1 protein-coding gene and 1 pseudogene are annotated in these 601 nt (G+C 45.3%); both read right to left on the minus strand.

The window, feature by feature from the left end; all coding sequences use genetic code 11:
• Positions 1-133, minus strand: a pseudogene (locus R7Q46_RS28425) (TIGR01620 family protein); the annotation flags it as partial.
• Positions 130-601 (minus strand): YcjX family protein (locus tag R7Q46_RS28430; protein ID WP_318078475.1); only part of this gene is annotated, 472 nt, incomplete at its 5' end. The pseudogene R7Q46_RS28425 and the gene R7Q46_RS28430, both read right to left, overlap by 4 nt.

Consider the following 601-nt stretch of genomic DNA (forward strand, 5'->3'; position numbering starts at 1 on the left):
CTTCTATCTTCACTGGTACAAAAGTTTCTTTTTCACTGAATGTCTTTTTCGCCGTTAACTCTGGTGAATCCGATTGCTGCTCTTTCTCTAGTGCTTTGTCAGAGAAAATTTGTTTCTGCTTCAATTCGCTCATTTCAATTTGTCTCCTAGCAGATAATCCAGTGCTTTATCTAGACGTATGTGTTTCATCGGTTCATCACTTGCTGACGGCATAGGACGGAAGGAAGTAAAGTCGAAACCACTGTTTTGCCAATAGGCAGCATTGGGTAGCTTCTTCGGCACCTCTCCTGGGAACATCGTCATTGCCTCACCGTTTAAGGTCGTCCCTTGTAACGCAGAAATGGTTTTGTCGCCTGAGGTAATAAACCCTGAAGTGGTCGCTTGGATGGAAGCAATGCTCATACAACTCATTTCAATGTTCTCATAAGCAGCGGTTTGCCATGCTGGGTGCACCATTTGTTGCAGTAGAGAGACAAGGTGCGGATGCTGATCTGGTGTCACGTGATCGGCCTTGGTGGCGGCAAATAGCACTTTGTCTATTTTTGGCGAAAACAAACGACGCAAAAAGCTACTGCGACCATAACGAAAGCTGTGCATGATC

Source organism: Vibrio sp. 811, from assembly GCF_033339195.1.